The 16,581-nt window shown below is 58.4% G+C and carries 15 protein-coding genes and 1 pseudogene; 9 read left to right on the plus strand and 7 right to left on the minus strand.

Annotation, left to right across the window (positions count from 1 at the left end; genetic code table 11):
• The first annotated feature begins 32 nt into the window (after positions 1–32).
• From JFU37_RS30155 to JFU37_RS30180, 6 genes are all read left to right on the plus strand, one after another.
• Positions 33–1,136 (plus strand): ABC transporter ATP-binding protein, encoded by a 1,104-nt coding sequence (locus JFU37_RS30155; protein ID WP_201120837.1) that lies wholly within the window; start codon positions 33–35, stop codon positions 1,134–1,136.
• Between the two features lie 15 nt (positions 1,137–1,151).
• A complete protein-coding gene (locus JFU37_RS30160) occupies positions 1,152–2,624 on the plus strand; it encodes a mannitol dehydrogenase family protein (RefSeq protein WP_201120839.1) in 1,473 nt (490 codons plus the stop codon).
• A gap of 129 nt (positions 2,625–2,753) precedes the next feature.
• Positions 2,754–4,250, plus strand: coding sequence for a xylulokinase (gene xylB, locus JFU37_RS30165; protein ID WP_201120841.1), 1,497 nt, complete (start codon positions 2,754–2,756; stop codon positions 4,248–4,250).
• 13 nt (positions 4,251–4,263) lie between these two features.
• Positions 4,264–5,211, plus strand: a complete 948-nt coding sequence (locus JFU37_RS30170; protein ID WP_201120844.1) for a carbohydrate kinase family protein — start codon at positions 4,264–4,266, stop codon at positions 5,209–5,211.
• A 187-nt stretch (positions 5,212–5,398) separates the two neighbouring features.
• Entirely contained in the window at positions 5,399–5,665 is a 267-nt protein-coding gene (locus JFU37_RS30175) for a DUF2790 domain-containing protein (RefSeq protein WP_201120845.1), read from the plus strand.
• A gap of 81 nt (positions 5,666–5,746) precedes the next feature.
• Positions 5,747–6,142 (plus strand): hypothetical protein, encoded by a 396-nt coding sequence (locus JFU37_RS30180; RefSeq protein WP_201120846.1) that lies wholly within the window; start codon positions 5,747–5,749, stop codon positions 6,140–6,142.
• On the opposite strand, the gene JFU37_RS30185 is transcribed toward JFU37_RS30180, so the two are convergent.
• Positions 6,139–6,411: a DUF1652 domain-containing protein gene (locus tag JFU37_RS30185; RefSeq protein WP_201120848.1), complete on the minus strand. Its 273-nt coding sequence runs from the start codon at positions 6,409–6,411 to the stop codon at positions 6,139–6,141. The two genes, JFU37_RS30180 and JFU37_RS30185, sit on opposite strands and share 4 nt — an antisense overlap.
• Positions 6,412–6,693: 282 nt before the next feature.
• On the opposite strand from JFU37_RS30185, the gene eco reads away from it, so the two are divergent.
• Positions 6,694–7,176, plus strand: a complete 483-nt coding sequence (gene eco, locus JFU37_RS30190) for a serine protease inhibitor ecotin (protein WP_201120855.1) — start codon at positions 6,694–6,696, stop codon at positions 7,174–7,176.
• 31 nt (positions 7,177–7,207) lie between these two features.
• On the opposite strand, the pseudogene ilvA reads toward eco, so the two are convergent.
• The 3 genes and pseudogenes from ilvA to JFU37_RS30205 form a co-directional block, all read right to left on the minus strand.
• Positions 7,208–8,209 (minus strand): annotated as a pseudogene (gene ilvA / locus JFU37_RS30195) (threonine ammonia-lyase, biosynthetic); the annotation flags it as partial.
• A gap of 432 nt (positions 8,210–8,641) precedes the next feature.
• Positions 8,642–9,565 (minus strand): magnesium transporter CorA family protein, encoded by a 924-nt coding sequence (locus JFU37_RS30200; protein WP_201120859.1) that lies wholly within the window; start codon positions 9,563–9,565, stop codon positions 8,642–8,644.
• A gap of 7 nt (positions 9,566–9,572) precedes the next feature.
• Positions 9,573–11,147, minus strand: coding sequence for a RimK family protein (locus tag JFU37_RS30205; RefSeq protein ID WP_242485869.1), 1,575 nt, complete (start codon positions 11,145–11,147; stop codon positions 9,573–9,575).
• Between the two features lie 92 nt (positions 11,148–11,239).
• Here JFU37_RS30205 and rimI point away from each other — a divergent pair, with 92 nt between their 5' ends.
• Positions 11,240–12,337, plus strand: a complete 1,098-nt coding sequence (gene rimI / locus JFU37_RS30210; RefSeq protein ID WP_201120864.1) for a ribosomal protein S18-alanine N-acetyltransferase — start codon at positions 11,240–11,242, stop codon at positions 12,335–12,337.
• A 153-nt stretch (positions 12,338–12,490) separates the two neighbouring features.
• Here rimI and JFU37_RS30215 read toward each other — a convergent pair whose 3' ends face one another.
• The gene (locus JFU37_RS30215; RefSeq protein WP_201120865.1) at positions 12,491–13,642 is read right to left on the minus strand and encodes a PQQ-dependent sugar dehydrogenase; all 1,152 of its coding nucleotides are present in this window, start codon (positions 13,640–13,642) and stop codon (positions 12,491–12,493) included.
• Between the two features lie 50 nt (positions 13,643–13,692).
• A complete protein-coding gene (locus JFU37_RS30220; RefSeq protein WP_201120866.1) occupies positions 13,693–14,052 on the minus strand; it encodes a hypothetical protein in 360 nt (119 codons plus the stop codon).
• 194 nt (positions 14,053–14,246) lie between these two features.
• Between JFU37_RS30220 and ku the strand changes: the two genes are divergently transcribed.
• Positions 14,247–15,083, plus strand: a complete 837-nt coding sequence (gene ku / locus JFU37_RS30225) for a non-homologous end joining protein Ku (protein WP_201120869.1) — start codon at positions 14,247–14,249, stop codon at positions 15,081–15,083.
• Between the two features lie 130 nt (positions 15,084–15,213).
• Here the strand turns inward: ku and lpxO are convergent, their stop codons facing one another.
• Entirely contained in the window at positions 15,214–16,113 is a 900-nt protein-coding gene (gene lpxO / locus JFU37_RS30230) for a lipid A hydroxylase LpxO (RefSeq protein ID WP_201120870.1), read from the minus strand.
• Between the last annotated feature and the right edge of the window lie 468 nt (positions 16,114–16,581).

Consider the following 16,581-nt stretch of genomic DNA (forward strand, 5'->3'; position numbering starts at 1 on the left):
TTAACGAATAAAACAAACGGAGGCCCATCACCATGGCCAACCTGAAAATCAAGAATCTGCAAAAACACTTCGAAGGCTTTTCCATCATCAAAGGCATCGACCTGGAAGTGAACGACAAGGAATTCGTGGTCTTTGTCGGCCCGTCGGGCTGCGGTAAATCCACCTTGCTGCGTCTCATCGCCGGCCTTGAAGAAGTCAGCGGCGGCACGATTGAGCTCGATGGCCGTGACATCACTGAGGTCAGCCCCGCCAAGCGAGACCTGGCGATGGTGTTCCAGACCTACGCCTTATATCCGCACATGAGCGTGCGCAAAAACATGTCGTTTGCCCTCGACCTGGCGGGCGTAGCGAAAGCTGAAGTCGAGAAGAAAGTCGGCGAAGCGGCACGCATCCTTGAACTGGGGCCGATGCTGGAACGCAAACCCAAACAACTTTCCGGCGGCCAGCGTCAACGCGTGGCCATCGGCCGGGCGATTGTGCGTAACCCGAAAATCTTCCTGTTCGACGAACCCTTGTCCAACCTCGACGCCGCCCTGCGGGTGCAGATGCGTCTGGAGCTGCTGCGCCTGCACAAAGAACTGCAAGCCACGATGATCTACGTGACCCACGACCAGGTTGAAGCCATGACCATGGCCGACAAAGTCGTGGTGCTCAATGGCGGCAAAATCGAACAGGTCGGTTCGCCCCTGGACCTGTATCACCAACCGGCCAACCTGTTTGTCGCAGGCTTTCTCGGCACGCCGAAAATGGGCTTCCTCAAGGGCAAAGTCACCCGCGTAGAACATCAAAGCTGCGAGGTGCAACTCGATGCCGGCACCCGCATCACGTTGCCGTTGAGTGGCGCCAACCTGAGTGTCGGCGGTGCGGTGACGCTGGGCATTCGTCCCGAACATCTGGAGCTGGCACAACCCGGCGACTGCACCTTGCAAGTCACGGCCGATGTCAGCGAACGTCTGGGCAGCGATACCTTCTGCCATGTGCTGACCTCGTCCGGCGAAGCGCTGACCATGCGCGTGCGCGGTGATCTGGCCAGCCGATATGGCGAAACCTTGAGCCTGCACCTGGACGCCGAACACTGCCATTTATTTGATGCCGATGGCGTGGCGCTGACCCGTCCACTGCGCGCCGCGGCCTGATGTCGAGAGCATGTGATGAAACTCAATAAACAGAACCTCAACCGCCTCTCTGCGCAAGTCATCCTGCCCGCCTACGCCCTGAGCGACACCCGCCAAGGCATCGCGCACATCGGCGTCGGCGGCTTCCACCGCGCCCATCAGGCGTATTACACCGACGCGTTGATGAACTTAGGCGAAGGCCTGGACTGGGCCATTTGCGGGGTTGGCCTGCGTGCGGAGGACCGCCGTGCCCGGGACGATCTGAAAGAACAGGATTACCTCTACACCCTGTTCGAACTCGGCGATACCGACGACACCGAAGTCCGGGTCATCGGCGCCATTCGGGACATGCTGCTGGCCGAAGACAGCGCGACAGCGCTGATCGACAAGCTCGCCAGCCCCGAGATCCGCATCGTTTCGTTGACCATCACCGAAGGCGGTTACTGCATCGACGACAGCAACGGCGAGTTCATGGCGCACCTGCCGCAGATTCAGCATGACCTGGCCAACCCGAACACGCCGAAAACCGTGTTCGGGTTTCTCTGCGCGGCATTGGCCAAACGCCGTGCGGCCGGCACACCCGCCTTCACCTTGATGTCCTGCGATAACCTGCCGCACAACGGCGCCGTCACCCGCAAAGCCTTGCTGGCGTTTGCTGCGTTGCGCGATGCCGAACTGCGCGACTGGATCGCCAACCATGTCAGCTTTCCCAACGCCATGGTCGACCGCATCACGCCGATGACCAGCACTGAACATCGCCTGCAACTGGCCGACAAACATGCGGTCGACGATGCCTGGCCGGTGGTCTGCGAGCCATTTGTGCAGTGGGTGCTGGAAGACAAGTTCGTCAACGGTCGCCCGGCCTGGGAAAAGGTTGGCGTGCAGTTCACTGACGACGTCACGCCTTATGAAGAGATGAAGATCAAACTGCTCAACGGCAGTCATCTGGCCCTGACGTACCTGGGGTTTTTGAAGGGTTACCGCTTCGTTCACGAGACCCTGAACGACCCGCTGTTTGTGCGTTACATGCGCGCCTACATGGACCTGGACGTGACGCCACAGCTGTCGGCCGTTCCGGGAATCAACCTGACCGATTACAAGAACACGCTGGTGGAGCGTTTCTCCAATCAGGCGATTGCCGATCAACTGGAGCGGGTGTGTTCGGACGGTTCATCGAAGTTTCCGAAGTTCACGGTGCCGACCATCAACCGCTTGATTGCCGACGGCAGGGAAACCCGGCGCGCGGCGTTGGTGGTGGCGGCGTGGGCCTTGTATTTGAAGGGCGTGGATGAGAATGGCGGTACCTACAGCATCCCGGACCCGCGGGCTGCGTTTTGTCAGGCGCTGGTGGCGGATGATGCGTTGATCACACAGCGGTTGCTGGGGGTCGAGGAGATTTTTGGGATGGCGATTCCGCGTTCGCCCGAATTTGTGGCGGCGTTTGAGTGGTGTTGCAACAGCTTGCGCGAGGTGGGTGTGACGCGGACGCTGGAGAGGGTGCTGGCTTAAGCACGGCGGTGAGCGTGATGCCGTCTTCGCGAGCAAGCCCGCTCCCACATTAGATCGCGGTCAAATGTGGGAGCGAGCTTGCTCGCGATTGGGCTCACTGATATCGACCTGACACACCAAGGATCTTCCATGGCAAACCAACAACTTTTCCTCGGCATCGACTGCGGCACCCAAGGCACCAAAGCCATCATCCTCGACGCGCACAGCGGTCAGGTCCTCGGCCTGGGCGCCGTCGCGCACACGCTTATCAGCGGCGCCAATGGCTGCCGCGAGCAAGACCCTCACCAGTGGCTGGAAGCATTCGCTCTGGCCACCCGCCGCGCCCTGCTCGCCGCCAACGTCGACGGCCAGCAGATCCTTGGCATCGGCGTCTCCGGCCAGCAACACGGCCTGGTGCTGCTTGACGACCAAGGCCAGGTCCTGCGCCCTGCCAAGCTCTGGTGCGACACCGAATCCACCCCGGAAAACGACCGGCTGCTCGCCCATCTGGGCGGTGAAAAAGGCTCACTTGAACGTCTCGGCGTGGTCATCGCACCGGGCTACACGGTGTCCAAACTACTCTGGACCAAAGAACAGCATCCCGAGGTGTTTTCCCGGATCGCCCGCATCCTGTTGCCCCATGATTACCTCAACTATTGGCTCACCGGCCGCAGTTGCAGCGAATATGGCGATGCCTCCGGCACGGGTTATTTCAACGTACGTACTCGCCAGTGGGATTTGCAATTGCTGCGCGACATCGATCCCACCGGCCGCCTGCAAGCCGCGTTACCGGAGCTGGTCGATGCCCATCAAGCCGTCGGCGCGATGCTTCCAAGTATCGCGGAGCATCTTGGCATCAACCCAAACGCGCTGGTCTCCAGCGGCGGGGGCGACAACATGATGGGCGCTATCGGCACCGGCAACATAACGCCCGGCGCGATCACCATGAGTCTCGGCTCCTCGGGCACGGTTTACGCCTATGCCGATCAACCGAAGGTCAGCCCGGACGCCGCGGTCGCCACGTTCTGTTCCTCCAGCGGTGGCTGGTTGCCGTTGATCTGCACCATGAACCTGACCAATGCCACCGGGGTGATTCGCGAGTTGTTCAAGCTGGATATCGAGCCCTTCAACGACCTTGTCGCGCAAGCGCCGATCGGTGCCGAAGGCGTGTGCATGCTGCCGTTTTTTAACGGTGAACGCGTCCCCGCCCTGCCCCACGCCACTGGCAGCCTGCTGGGGTTGACGATGACCAACCTGACTCGGGCCAACCTGTGCCGCGCCGTGGTGGAAGGCACGACCTTCGGTTTGCGGTATGGTCTGGACCTGCTGCGCCGCAATGGCCTACAAAGCGTGCGCATCTGCCTGATCGGCGGCGGCTCGAAAAGTCCGGCGTGGCGGCAGATCGTCGCGGACATCATGAACACCCCCGTGATCTGCACTGAACAAAGCGAAGCCGCGGCCCTCGGCGCAGCGATTCAGGCGGCATGGTGCAAGTCTTGGGCAAACGGGCACGAGGACAGTCTGGCGGAGCTTTGCGAGCGCTGCGTAAAGCTCGATCTGGCCAGCGAAACCCTGCCTATCGCAGAAAATGTGGCCGCCTGTCAGCAGGCCTATGAACGCTATCAACAACGGGTCGCAACCCTTTAAAGAGCGAGCAATTATGTATCTGGTGTGTGGCGAAGCGCTGTTCGATTTTTTCAGTGAAAACGATGCCAGCGGCCTGGCTTCAAAAGTCAATTTCAAGGCCATTGCCGGCGGTTCGCCGTTCAACGTGGCGGTGGGCTTGCGGCGATTGGGCGTGGATTCGGCATTGTTTGCCGGGTTGTCCACCGACTACCTGGGCCGGCGTTTGCTGCAAGTGCTGCAGGACGAAGGTGTGCGTGCTGACCACCTGGTGGATTTCGCCGCGCCCACCACCCTGGCGATGGTCGCGGTCGGCGCCAATGGTTCACCGCATTACAGCTTCCGGGGTGAAGGTTGCGCAGATCGGCAGCTGCAAACCGAGCATCTGCCGGCGCTGGGGCCCGAGGTGCGCGGCTTGCATATCGGCTCGTTTTCGCTGGTGGTGCAACCGATTGCCGACACCTTGCTGGCGTTGGTGCGCCGGGAAAGCGGCAAGCGTTTGATCAGCCTTGACCCGAACGTGCGCCTCAATCCTGAACCGAATATCGAACTGTGGCGTTCGCGGATTGCGACGTTGATTGAGCTGGCCCATCTGATCAAAGTCAGCGATGAGGATTTGAGCCTGTTGTATCCCGGACAGGCGCCGCAGCAGGTCATCGAAGGCTGGCTGCAGCATCGCTGTCAGCTGGTGTTTTTGACCCGTGGTGGCGAGGGGGCGACGGTGTTCAGCAAAGGCCACGGTTCGTGGTCGGTGCCGGCCAGCCCGGTGAAGATTGCCGACACGGTGGGCGCTGGCGATACCTTCCAGGCGGCGTTGATCACCTGGCTGACCGAGCAACAGCTCGATTCGGTGGAGGGTGTGCAATCGCTCGGCCGCGAGCAGATCGACGGGATGCTGAAGTTCGCGGTGCAAGCGGCAGCGTTGACGTGCAGCAAGACGGGGCCGGATTTGCCGTATCGCCACCAGTTGGATGCCAAAAACTAACCAGTGACATCAATGGCCGATACGGCTGGCCAGGCGACAGGTGGCGTTCAGCCGGGTTAACCATCACTTAACGTTGCGGTCCAAAACTTTACTGGACCGCACGCCCTCAGACTCCTCTGACGCCCAGTGCGGCAGGTTCGACGTCCACGACGTCGGGCTGACTTTCCGTCCGCACCGGAGATCGATTATGAACACCCGCACATTAGTGGTTACTGCCGCCTTCGCCTGCATTGGTTTTACCGGTCTTGCCCAAGCCGCCGACACCACCTCCTCTCAAGCCGTGCCCTATCACTACGGTATGCCGCTGCATGTGGCCAAGGTTGTCTCACTGACCGAGCCCACGACCCTGGACTGCAAAGTGGTGAAGGCTGACATGAAGTACATCGATACCTCGGGCAAGCCTTCAGAAATCACCTACAAAAAACTCTCCGATGCCTGCAGTCTTCAAAACTGACTGAAACACACCTGGCGGTATTCCTCAGAGGGATCTGGCGCTATGCTCTAGCGCCTTCCCTCACTGCCGCAAGGATTAGCCATGCAGTTATCGTTTCGTACGTTGTCGACGTTTACCGCCGCGCTTTGTTTGCTGCTGGCCCTGGTCTGGGGTTTGATGCCCGACTGGTTGTTGGCGATCGGCAGCATTGAGTATTCGACAGCGACCGGTCTGGTCGCCCGGCGCAGTGCCGTACTGTTCGCAGCGTTGGCCTTGATGTTATATGGGGTTCGAAACGAGGCGCCTTCTGTCATCCGCAACGCGCTGAGTAATGGTTTCATTGTTGGTAGCTGGGGACTGGCAGTACTGGGCTTCGGCGAATGGCTCAATGGCCATGCCGGGCCGGGCATACTATTGTCGGTGGTGGTCGAACTGGCGCTGGGTCTGGCTTTTCTCCAGACCAAGCGCGTGTCGGTAGATCTCGAAACCGTGAACTAGCGCGCAGCAGCCCTGTCCAGGTGCAAAAGCTGAAAGCTCGCTCGATGTTGCATGTCGGAACGCAGCCCGGCGATCAGTTCGTGAATTTCCCGACAACTGTTAAGCCGCTGGGCATTGATGCCGGTCACCATCAGGTCAAGGTGATCGGTTTCACCGTTTGCATACACTTTTACAGTCATCGACAGGTCTGGAGACAGCGTGCATAAACAGCGTTTTGGCAGAAAACTGCTTTCGATGATATTGCGAAGTTCCAAGGCAGATAAAAACATTGCGACCCTCTCCTTATTTTGAGATTGCCAATCAACGATCAACACTGACTCTGAAAACGTCGGTCAGCTTAAAGACCAGCTACAGCATAAAACATGCCTCGAATTTCGCCGTGCAGCTCATCGGTAAATCAACGATTTAGCGAAACTTCCAGCGAACGGCCTCATGCAATTTGCAAGAAAGATCGAGGAATACGCTGCAATTTGCATTAGCGGCGGACGGCAGCAAGAATGCGGCGATACTTTTCAGTATCCGCTGACACTACACACAAGCAAGGAGGCGTCATGGGTTCTTTGACCTATATCACTACCGTTGGGCTGATTGTTGCCGGGCTGTCGACCTTCGCTCATGCAGCGAAACTCGAAACAATAGCGCCATACCCCAAACCGGAAAGCGGTTTTACCCGCCAGGTGATTCACCTCACCCCGCAAACACAGGAAGACAGCTACCAGGTCGAAATCCTCGCAGGCAAGACACTGAACGTTGACTGCAACCATCAACGCCTCGGCGGGATTCTTGAGGAGAAGAACCTTGAGGGTTGGGGCTACCCCTTCTATCGACTGGAAAAGGTTATCGGTCCGATGAGCACGCTGATGGCCTGCCCCGATGACAAGAGCAAAAAGGACTTTGTGCCGGTCGTCGGTGACGGCTTCATGCTGCGTTACAACAGCAAACTGCCGATCGTGCTCTACGTGCCCAAGGACGTGGAAGTGCGCTACCGGATCTGGTCGGCGTCGAGCAAGGTCGAGAGCGCCGTCCAGGAATAACCGATCCATCTCCTCACACCGTGGCGCCGCTCAACGCGGCGCGCTCGGCCACATGCCGCAAACTGTCGAAGTTGATATTGGCACCCGAGTCGATGGCCACCAGGGTCTGACCGCTGGCTCCGGTTTGCGCCACGTACTTCTTGATTCCGGCCACGGCCAGCGCGCCGGAGGGTTCGGTGATCGAACGGGTGTCGTCGTAGATGTTCTTGATCGCGGCGCAGAGCTCGTCGTTGCTGACCATCAGCACTTCATCAACACAAAACCGACAGACCTCGAAACCGTAGGCGCCGATTTGCGCAACGGCCACGCCATCGGCGAAGGTTCCTACGTCGGGCAAGACAACTCGCTCACCCGCCTGTAAGGCGGCGGCCAAACACGCAGAGTGCTCCGACTCGACGCCGATGATCCGGACTTCGGGGCGCAGGTACTTAACGTACGCGGCAATACCGGCAATCAAACCACCACCGCCCACCGGAACGAAGATCGCGTCCAGCGGCCCTTGGTGCTGACGGAGGATCTCCATGGCCACCGTGCCCTGCCCCGCGATCACGTCCGGGTCGTCGAATGGCGAGACGAAGGTGCGTCCGGTTTGCCGTGCCAGGTTCAAGGCATGCTCCAGCGCAAACGGAAAACTCTCGCCGTGCAACACGGCATTGGCACCGTGACTGCGAACGCCCAGCACCTTCAGCTCCGGTGTCGTGCAAGGCATGACGATGGTTGCGGCAATCCCCAGTTCCCGTGCCGACAGGGCAACGCCTTGAGCGTGATTCCCGGCGGAAGCGGTAATCACGCCACGTGCCTTTTGCTCATCGCTCAGCTGCACCAGCTTGTTGTAGGCGCCGCGAATCTTGAAGGAAAAGGTCGGTTGCAAATCCTCGCGCTTGAGCAGGATCTGGTTACCCAAAGCCTCAGACAACGCCGGTGCAGCCTGCAATGGCGTACGCACCGCCAGTTTGTACACGGGCGCGGCCAAGATTTTTTTAACGTAATGCTCTAGCAAGGCTTGCTGATCGGGCGTGCAATTCATCGTCATCTCCTGAAAGTCCGGTTTCACACGGTCGGTGTAGGAGCTGCCGCAGGCTGCGATCTTTTGATTTTGAAAAACAAAAGATCGCAGCCTGCGGCAGCTCCTACGCAGAAAACCCAAGAGACAGAAAGTAAAAACCCGCCTCTAGGGCGGGTTGGGTGCTGCAGTCGTGAGCTAGCCCGCCAAATAAGGAATGGCGGTAATAATGCTTGGCTGGCAGCGCAATACGGTGGAAGTCATGGCTGAAAACTAGCCGGGCGTGGATGGCAAGTCAATGGCTCCGTGACTTGCTGCGTTAATGAGATAGCTATCGCGAGCAGGCTCGCTCCCACATTGGATCTCCAATTGGACACAACATTGATGAACGGCACAGACCATTGTGGGAGCGAGCCTGCTCCGGGCGGCGTTCCGACGATGGCGATTTCACAGCCGCCGACATCACTTCGCCAACCGCCTGAGCCCCTGCACCATGACCCCGGCGCCCAGCATCATCGCGGCCAGGAGTAACGGGTACGACACCCACCACGGTGTGCCGGCGGTCATCATGCTGAACTCCGACATCCCGCCGATACTCGCGATCAGGTTCAGCGGCAGAAACACCACGTTGATCAACGTCAGTTTGCGCAGCAAGTTGTTCATGCTGTTGTTCATCAGGTTGCCCCGGGCATCGATCAGCCCGGAGAAGACCGTGGAATAGATTTCCGCCTGTTTGTAGCACTGGTTGTTTTCGATGATCAGGTCGTCGATCAGACCGATGGCCTCGGCGCTGAAGTGCTGCTTTTCCGCGTGGTTGCGCAATCGGGTCAGGACCGCGCCGTTGCTATGAATCGCGTTGATGTAATAGATCAGGCTTTCGCTGAGGTTGAACATCTGGATCAGGTGCTGGTTCTGCATCGATGCGTTGAATTTTTGCTGCAACTCCCGGGCAACCAACTTGATCACCTTGAGGTGCCCGAGATAGTGATGGATGTTGTTGAACAGCAGGTCCAGCAACACATCCAACGGTGTGTTCAGCCGCTGTCGGGTGCCGAGCCCATGGAGCGGTGAGTCGTCAGTGGCGATCACCAATAAACGGCCGGGCGAGAACAGCAAGCCGCAGGACGACACCTCAAAGGCCAGGCTGCCGGCACCGGAATAGTTTTTCGGGCGCTTCCAGATCAGGAACAGGTTGTCGGGATGAAACTCGATGCGCGACACCTCGTCGGGATCCAGGGCCGAGGCCAGGGCGTGTTCATCAAGCTTGAAATGGCTGTGTAACAGGTCCCGCTCGGCGGCGTCCGGGTTGCTGAACAGCATCACTTCGGCGTCCAGCCGTTCAACGTTATGCAGGGCGCCGTGGGTCAACTGAAAGCTCTTGATCATCGGCCGCTCACCAGGCCTGGCCGCGGCGCTTGAGTTCCAGGCGACGGACAAATTCTTCCAACACCAGCGAATACAAATCGTCCTGCAAATAAGCGTCTTCGATGCCAGCGTCCATGTTCGGGTTGTCGTTGACCTCGATCACCACCACTTTGTCGCCGGACTGCTTAAGGTCGACGCCGTAGAGGCCGTCGCCGATCAGGTTCGCGGTCTTCACCGCCAGTTCCACCACCGCCCGTGGTGCTTCGTGTACCGCCAGAGTGCGGCATTCGCCGTTGATGTCCTGACCCTTGGCCTTGTGGTTGTAGATCTGCCAATGGCCCTTGGACATGAAGTACTGGCAGGCAAAAATCGGTTTGCGGTTGAGCACACCGATACGCCAGTCGTATTCCGTGTAGAAAAACTCCTGAGCCAGCAACAGCACCGAGTGTTCGAACAGTTCGGCCGTCGCTTCGAGCAAGGCTTGCTGGCTTTCGACCTTGATCACGCCCCGGGAAAAACAGCCGTCGGGGATCTTCAAGACCAACGGGAACCCCAAGCGCTCGCCGACCCGTTCGAAATCTTCCGGTCGTTCCTTGTAGAGGATTTCGGTGGCGGGCATACCGAGTTGATGGCTCTTGAGCAGGTCGGTCAGGTAGACCTTGTTGGTACAACGCAGGATTGACGCCGGGTCGTCCATCACCACCAACCCTTCGCTCTCGGCTTTCTTGGCAAAACGGTAGGTGTGGTTGTCGACGCTTGTCGTCTCGCGGATCAGCAGCCCGTCGTATTCGGCGATGCGTGCGTAGTCCTTGCGCTCGATCAGCTCCACATCGATGCCCAGCGTCTTGCCAACGCGTACGAAGTTGTCCAGCGCCTTGGCATTGGATGGCGGCAACGCTTCCTGCGGATCGTGCAAAATGGCGAGGTCATAGCGGGCCAAACGCCGGGAGCGTGGCTGGCGCCAGATTTTTCGGCTGAAACTGTCGAGTGAGTGGGCGAACTGATCTTCCTGATCTTCACGCAACTTGTGCAGAGCGCCAGACTTAATACCTTCGATGTGCCAGCCATTAGTCCGACGAAACTCAACTAACAATATCGGACACGGAAACACTTCAAATAACTGACGCGCCAGATCCTGCAAGGGCTCGATATTGGTTTTGCCGAAGTACAGCGTCAGGGTAAAGCCTTCGGTATCACTGTAAAGATGATGACTAAGTGCTTTTTCCAGGGTTTTATCCAGATCATCCAGGGCCAGGCCATACAGGGATTTACGGGTCAGCTCGCTGATGGTGCGCACCGAAGGAATGACCTTGTGCCCCCGAGCCTCGGCCAGCAGCGAACAATAATAACCGTGCCCAAGGTACTTGTAGCTGCGGCACAGGTTGATCACCTGGACCCGTTTTCCCTGCTCGTTGTCGCGGGTCTGTTCGAGGTATTCCTGGGCGCTGACGATGTCTTCACTGGGAAAGTAAGAGGCCCAGTCTTCTTTGCGCTCGACGATGATAATTAACTGACTGGAAGTTCTAACTGCCCCGCTTAAATAAGTTGCGACCGGCAAAGTTTGCTCGGATACTTCGCGCCAATGACCTTGTACCGCTGACATAGTGATTGATCCGTTGGAGAACAAGACCTTTCCTATTAAGCACGAACTTTTTAGAAAGTCCCGTTTCGTTACGCAACTTTTACGGTAGCCATATGAATCTTGTTTTTCGCCTGGCGGTTGTTGAAGACTTACCGGCCCTACTGGAACTTGAACAACAATGTTTCACCACGGATCGGCTCAACAGTCGCAGTTTTTTATGGATGATTAATCGGGCTCACGGGCAACTGTTGGTGGCCCAGCGCGGCGAACACCTCGTGGGTTATGCGGTGGTGCTGTTTCATCGGGGCACCTCGCTGGCGCGCCTTTACTCGATTGCGATTGCTGCCGAGGCGCGTGGTAACGGACTGGGCAAGCAATTGCTCGAACGCGTTGAGGCCTGCGCCCTTGAACATGAGTGCGCCTACCTGCGACTGGAAGTGCGCACCGACAACCCGGCGGCGATTGCTCTGTATGAGCGCAATGGTTACCGGCGTTTTGCGTTGATTCACGACTATTACCAAGACCATGCCGACGCCTTGCGCCTGGAGAAACGCATCCTCGAGCACCGCGATTCCCGCAACATCAAGGTGCCCTATTACCCGCAAACCACCGATTTCACTTGCGGCCCGGCCTGCCTGTTGATGGCGATGGGCGCGCTGCAAGGGGATCGCGTGCTGGAACGCCGCGAGGAACTGCAGATCTGGCGCGAGGCGACCACCGTGTTCATGACCGCGGGTCACGGTGGCTGCAGTCCACAAGGCCTTGCCCTGGCGGCGTCACGACGAGGGTTTGGTGTACGGCTGCAATTGAGCATGGCCGGGCCATTGTTTCTCGATGGAGTACGCGATGAGCATAAAAAAGACGTAATGCGTCTGGTGCACGAAGAATTCACAGCGCAGCTGCACGCCACAGACGTCGATTGCGTGATCGGCGGGCCGTTGAATCTGCCACGGCTATTGGACGGTGGTGGCCAGCCGCTGGTGCTCATCAGCAGCTATCGACTGACCCGCTCCAAATCGCCGCACTGGGTGATCGTCACCGATTGCGATGAAGAATTTGTGTACCTGCACGACCCGGATGTCGACCATAGCCAGCATCGTCAGCCCATCGACTGCCAGCATTTGCCGGTCAGCCATGGGGAATTCGACAAGATGTGCAGTTTTGGCCGGGGCAAGTTGCGGGCGGCGGTGATTTTGTATGCCCGAACGTGAAGTGAACAACCCGTGTAGCAGCTGGCAAAGCCTGCGTTCGGCTGTAGGAGCGAGCTTGCTCGCGAAAAACCTGAGAGCACCGGGGTGTCCGCCAGTGCAACGTCATCGTTGACGACCTTCGCGAGCGAGCTCGCTCCTACATTAGGGATTGGGTTACTTCAGGCCAATCTTGTACAACGCGCCGTCGTCCTCATCGGTCAGCACATACAAATAGCCATCCGGTCCCTGCCGCACATCGCGAATCCGTGCCTTGAGTTCACCCAGCAGGCGCTCTTCGTGAACCACGCTGTCGCCGTCCAATTGCAAGCGGATCAGTTCCCGGCTCACCAACGCACCGATAAACACGTTGTGCTGCCAGGCCTTGAAGCGGTCAGCGTCGTAGAACGCCATGCCGCTGAGGGCGGGGGATATTTCCCAGACATGGTGCGGGGCGACGGTGCCTTCGGCGGTCTTGCCCTTGGCTTCCGGAATCGGCTGGCCGGAATAGTCGATGCCGTGAGTTGCCAGCGGCCAGCCGTAGTTCTTGCCACATTCGATAATATTGATCTCGTCGCCGCCCCGAGGACCGTGCTCGTTTTCCCAGAGGGTGCCGGTCCAGGGGTTGAGTGCCGCACCTTGCGGATTGCGATGGCCGTAGGACCAGATTTCCGGACGCACGCCGGACTGACCGACAAAGGGATTGTCGTCGGGCACCTTGCCGTCTGGATAGATCCGCACGATTTTTCCTTGCAGCTTGTCGAGGTCCTGGGCGGTCGGGCGGTCGTTGTTCTCGCCAAGGGTGATGAACAGATAGCCATCGCGGTCGAACACCAGGCGCGATCCGAAGTGGTTTCCGACAGAAAGCTTGGGTTCCTGGCGGAAGATCACGTTGAAATCCTTGATCGCGGTCAGGTCTACGGACAGACGTCCACGACCCACCACTGTTCCGGCCTTGTCGCCCTTTGCGCCACCTTCGGCATAGGACAGATAGACCATTCGGTCCTGCTTGAAGTCAGGCGACAAGACCACGTCGAGCAAACCACCCTGCCCTTTGGCCCAGACGTTGGGCACGCCATCGAGCGGCGCCGAGCGTTTGCCGTCAGGGCTGACCACCCGCAGGTTGCCAGGCCGTTCGGTCACCAGCATGCCTCGCCGATCGGGAAGAAACGCCAGGGCCCAGGGATGTACCAGCCCTTTGGTGATCGTCGTGACTTCAAGGACGCCTTGTTCGCTTTTCAACTCCTGGACGGGTGCCGCAGAAGCCGGCGCCGTGGCGGTTAACAATACGCTGGCACACCACATGGCCAGGAGGGTTTTACGCAACATGCACGATTCCTTTTGTCGTCTGAATGACTGGCAGACCTGCGTTTTGCCGCTCAACGGTTGCTGTCGTCTGCGTCTCGAGGGGGCGGATTGGGGATGAACTTCGGTGGGCTGGCGGGAGCCGACCGATTCTCGGGATAGCGGTTGCCAATGCCGCCGTTGTCCAGGGTGGGTGGGCGAGGCACCGGCACCGTGTTTGGCCCTCGGATAACCGGCGCGCTGGGTTGCGTCCCTTGCATGCTGTTGGGATTGGCCCGGTGAATCGGGCTGTTGTAAGGATTGTTGTTGGTGCTGCCCGGCAGGTTCTGGGCCATCCGCAATGGCGAACTGGCGGGTGCGGCGTCAGCCTGAGGCAGATTGCTCAGCGCGCCAGTCAATGCCAACGCCGTGATGCCAAGCACAAAGCGATTCATGGGGAAGCCTCTCGACGTATGCATGGATAGGATCTATCGGTATCACGCTACGCCCGGGGTTCGGTTTTGTTAACCAAAACCTCCCCCGCAAGATGTAACACGACGTTGATCTGCCCGCAGGACTGGGCCAAACGCCGCTGAAACTTTTGCGCCAGGTCACAGGTCACCTGATCATCACACGGGAGAAGACGACGATGGCCAGGGCAATCTGGAAAGGCGCAATCAGTTTCGGACTGGTGCACATCCCTGTGGCGCTGGTCTCGGCTACGTCCTCTCATGGGGTGGATTTCGACTGGCTCGACAGCCGCAGCATGGACCCGGTGGGCTACAAGCGCGTCAACAAGGTCACTGGCAAGGAAGTCACCAAGGAGCACATCGTCAAAGGGGTCCAATACGAAAAGGGCCGATACGTCGTGCTCAGCGAAGAGGAAATCAAGTCGGCGCACCCGCTGTCTACGCAGACCATCGACATTTTCGCCTTCGTCGACAGCGAGCAAATCCCCTTGCAAAACATCGATACGCCCTACTACCTCGCGCCGGATAAACGCGGCGGCAAGGTGTATGCGTTGTTGCGCGAAACGTTAAGCAAAACCAAAAAAGTCGCGCTCGCCCACGTCGTGCTGCATACCCGTCAGCACTTGGCCGCGCTGATGCCGCTGGAATCGGCCATGGTGCTGGTGATGCTGCGCTGGCCTGCGGAGGTGCGCAGCCTCGATACGCTTGAGTTGGGCAACGAGGTGACGAAACCGGAGTTGGCCAAGGGCGAACTGGACATGGCCAAACGCCTGGTGGAAGACATGAGCGCCGACTGGAAGCCTGAGGATTACCGCGACAGCTTCGAAGACAAGATCATGGCGCTGGTCGAGAAGAAGGCTAATGAAGGCAAGATTGAGGATGTCGAATCGGCGACGGGTGAGGAAGAACGCAAGACGGCCGATGTTATTGATCTGACCGAACTGCTTAAACGTAGCCTTGGGGGCAAAAGCCCCGGTAAAACCAAGCCGGCAGCACACAAAACTTCTCGTGGCTGATTCGAGGGTTGCGGTGAATGATACGGCCCCTTCGCGAGCAAGCCCGCTCCCACATTTGATCTGTGTCGTTCACAAGACAAGTGTGGGAGCGGGCTTGCTCGCGAAGGCGTCATCAGCCACCAAACAGAAATCAGAGCAGTACAACAACCGCCAGCAACCCACCAAAAATCGCCCACTTCTCCAGGTAATAGAGCTTACGATTTCGCTTCTTGAGCGCCTTGCCACGCAGGCGAATCTTGTAGATTTTGGCGAACAGGCGGTTGATGCCGCCTGTCTTGTCGCCCGCATCGTTGGGCGCGCCCGCTGCCGACATCACATGACGGCTGAACCAGCCATTGAATGCTGCCGCCCAGCGATACTTCATCGGCCGCTCGATGTCGCAAAACAAAATGATGCGGTTCTGCTCGGTGGTATTTTCGGCGTAATGAATGAACGTCTCATCGAACATCACCGCTTCGCCGTCGCGCCAGTGATAGCGCTTGCCATCGACGTTGATGTAGCAACCGGCATCGTTGGGCGTTTCGAGGCCCAGGTGATAACGGTAGGAGCCGGCATAGGGATCACGGTGACGCACCAGTTTGGAACCGGGTGGCAACTCGGCAAACATCGCAGCCTTGATCGAACCGATGCTTTGCACCAGTTCCGTGGTGCGCGGGCAGAGTTTCATCGCCGACGGATGGCTGTCGCCGTACCACTTCAGATAGAAGCGCTTCCATCCCGTCTTGAAGAATGAGTTAAACCCGACATCATCGTATTGATTAGAGCGCTTGATCTCTCCGGCCTTGATCAGGTTCTGGCCTTCGGCACGGATTTCTTCCCAATGATCCTGTAACGGACGCAGGTCCGGAAAATCAACAGGATCGAGATAAGGCTTGTTGGGGATTTTCGAGCACATATAAAGGAAGCAATTGACCGGCGCCAGAAACGTGGAGTGATCACTCAGTTGGCGGCCCAGCTTATGGCGCACCCGACCCCGCAGATGGACGTACGCAATGGATACAACGTAAATAACGGCGATGATGAGTTTCACAAAAGTCGTCACACGTCAGAAGTGAACAAACTGCGTTCCCTGCCGGCCATGGGGCCCAGGGTTTTTATGCAGCGTCTGAATACGGAACAGCGGTCCCGCAAGCGCGTCGTTGAGCCTGTGCCGACGATTGGCCTGCGGCTGATAAATCGCATTTTAGCCACAGTTTGTAACCAATAGTTAACCTTCAGATGCGAAAATCTGTCCGCTGATACCGCCAAAGCGTCCGTGCGGCCTTATTGCCCTATCGTTTAAAGAGCCAGACCAGTACAATCGCCGCCAAACATTACGCGCCCCCCTTGGTTGATGACGGGAATGAACCCCGTCTCAGCGCACTTCGACTCGGGCCAAGCGCTCCACATGCTGCTGTCCACTTATTGCCAGATGGACCTTCCGCTTCTGACCGGGATGCATTTCCTGTGGTTCGAATACCGGAAACGGGTACTGAATCGGTACTGCCGCACCCCTAGC

The sequence above is a fragment of the Pseudomonas sp. TH41 genome, assembly GCF_016650695.1.
Lineage (GTDB): Bacteria > Pseudomonadota > Gammaproteobacteria > Pseudomonadales > Pseudomonadaceae > Aquipseudomonas.

Excerpts from the sequence above, each read along its gene's own strand:
- JFU37_RS30155 (WP_201120837.1), top strand. The coding sequence starts at position 33 with ATGGCCAACCTGAAAATCAAGAATCTGCAAAAACACTTCGAAGGCTTT.
- JFU37_RS30160 (WP_201120839.1), top strand. The coding sequence starts at position 1,152 with ATGAAACTCAATAAACAGAACCTCAACCGCCTCTCTGCGCAAGTCATC.
- xylB (WP_201120841.1), top strand. The coding sequence starts at position 2,754 with ATGGCAAACCAACAACTTTTCCTCGGCATCGACTGCGGCACCCAAGGC.
- JFU37_RS30170 (WP_201120844.1), top strand. The coding sequence starts at position 4,264 with ATGTATCTGGTGTGTGGCGAAGCGCTGTTCGATTTTTTCAGTGAAAAC.
- JFU37_RS30175 (WP_201120845.1), top strand. The coding sequence starts at position 5,399 with ATGAACACCCGCACATTAGTGGTTACTGCCGCCTTCGCCTGCATTGGT.
- JFU37_RS30180 (WP_201120846.1), top strand. The coding sequence starts at position 5,747 with ATGCAGTTATCGTTTCGTACGTTGTCGACGTTTACCGCCGCGCTTTGT.
- JFU37_RS30185 (WP_201120848.1), bottom strand. The coding sequence starts at position 6,411 with ATGTTTTTATCTGCCTTGGAACTTCGCAATATCATCGAAAGCAGTTTT.
- eco (WP_201120855.1), top strand. The coding sequence starts at position 6,694 with ATGGGTTCTTTGACCTATATCACTACCGTTGGGCTGATTGTTGCCGGG.
- JFU37_RS30200 (WP_201120859.1), bottom strand. The coding sequence starts at position 9,565 with ATGATCAAGAGCTTTCAGTTGACCCACGGCGCCCTGCATAACGTTGAA.
- JFU37_RS30205 (WP_242485869.1), bottom strand. The coding sequence starts at position 11,147 with ATGTCAGCGGTACAAGGTCATTGGCGCGAAGTATCCGAGCAAACTTTG.
- rimI (WP_201120864.1), top strand. The coding sequence starts at position 11,240 with ATGAATCTTGTTTTTCGCCTGGCGGTTGTTGAAGACTTACCGGCCCTA.
- JFU37_RS30215 (WP_201120865.1), bottom strand. The coding sequence starts at position 13,642 with ATGTTGCGTAAAACCCTCCTGGCCATGTGGTGTGCCAGCGTATTGTTA.
- JFU37_RS30220 (WP_201120866.1), bottom strand. The coding sequence starts at position 14,052 with ATGAATCGCTTTGTGCTTGGCATCACGGCGTTGGCATTGACTGGCGCG.
- ku (WP_201120869.1), top strand. The coding sequence starts at position 14,247 with ATGGCCAGGGCAATCTGGAAAGGCGCAATCAGTTTCGGACTGGTGCAC.